Annotated in this window: 2 protein-coding genes; both read left to right on the top strand. The window is 39.8% G+C overall.

Annotated elements, in window-relative coordinates; translation table 11 throughout:
• Nucleotides 1-800, top strand: an 800-nt coding sequence (locus A9G48_RS11715; protein WP_065576143.1) for a hypothetical protein, incomplete at its 5' end; no start/stop codon positions are given.
• A gap of 29 nt (nucleotides 801-829) precedes the next feature.
• Nucleotides 830-1,671: toxin VasX (locus A9G48_RS10450; RefSeq protein ID WP_218057759.1), on the top strand; the 842-nt coding region annotated here is incomplete at its 3' end.

A 1,671-nucleotide genomic window follows, 5' to 3' on the forward strand; every position in this document is an offset into this window, starting at 1 on the left:
ACCCATTTAGCGAAAAAAAACTCACGCAAGTTTTACGTTCGGATTTAGATTATGACCCAAGCGTCTGCCCAACACTGGTTAAACTTGCCGAACCCGATGAATTTTTAGAAAGCCCAATATTGGATAGAATTGGCTTTGAAGCAGCAAACGAATGTTTTGAGTCAAAGCGTTATATTTGTGCTTATATTGTTACAGACCTTAAACCATCGGTACTGGCAAAACAACTAATCAATATTGGCAATACCATTGCCAATGCATTGCATCGGCGTTATTACCCCTTTTTTGAACCATTTCGAATGCAATTTCTGCAAGAAGTAGCGAGCAAAGAAGACAACGCATGGCTAAAATCACAATTAACCCAAATTGCAAACTACTACTACCCATCGATTCATGGTGGGCAGTTTATCCGTTTTACCGCCGATGACACCGCCAATATTGCCGAAAGTTGGAGTGAAAATTACGGCAATCGCTTAAAAAATTTGATAATGATTCAAAACTTAGTCAATTTATGGGCAAATAACCGAACATACTATACAGAACAAAAACGGCTCCCCCTTGATAACAAGGTGATTATGCAAGCAACACAACTGGTTGAACAAGCTTATCAATTAGGCTTAACTGACGCTAACGATATTCAATTTTGGGGATTAAATGGCTTAAGGTACCAAACTGCATTTACTCAGCAGCCTAACGTGCTTGAACAAATAGCCAAAGCGCAAAAAGAGCCGAGCACATTCTCAAAACACGTTATTAACGCCCAGATTCACCTTGAAATCTCATCACTTTCGATTAACGAATAACAAATAAAACAAGCAATAAAGGATATAAGATGAAGAAAGCAGCAAACCTTGCGTTAGAAAATGTAATCCAAGCATCGGGCGCTTGCCCTGTCTGTGAACGAACTGGGCTACCGGTTTTTTTACTGCGTCAGGCTGTGATAAAAACAACGTCGAGTTTAACAAAAAAAGTCAACGCCACTTATCAAGAGTTAGCCGATTACGCTAAAAATTTAGATTTTAAAAACCGCATGCCAGAAGAGGCATTAGAATATTATAGCTATGTACTGCGTATTTTGCGTAAAGGTTATGTGTATGTGATGCAACAAAAAGGCGACGACATCCATAGCCGAATACTCCATGCGTATGAATGCATTGATGGGGCACTACGTTTAAGAAACTACCATGACCTGCCCAATACCGAGCCAAGACCTTTATCAAAAGCGTGTAACAAAGCTTGCCATTCTATTCCGGCATCGTTCATCAATCTTGATGATAAAAACTTTACGCAAGCTTGGGTGGCTTATTGTTCACGACCTTGGTCGAAAACAACCATTGATGATTACCTACAAGAACAAGATAGCCAAGCGCTATCCCGTTTTACCCAAATTGATATACAAAAACTCAAAGACTCACCGTCTGAGGCAACTGGCAACCGAGCCGTACCGTTTAAAGATATTTTTGGTAGTAGTTATCAAACTTACCAAGCAGAAAACAGCAAAGTACTGGAATTTCGTTTTGATGAGCATCTTGATAATTTTGAATCGGTACATGGGTTTACCCGTTTAAAAGACCAAAAATTAAAATATGTGCTACATACCAATCAATTATACCAAGGGGATAAACCGATATCCTGCGGCGTCGTGCTGGAAGACACTTTAGGCATCGCCGAAGA

The sequence above is a fragment of the Gilliamella sp. wkB18 genome (assembly GCF_001690875.1).
Taxonomy (GTDB): domain Bacteria; phylum Pseudomonadota; class Gammaproteobacteria; order Enterobacterales; family Orbaceae; genus Gilliamella; species Gilliamella apicola_A.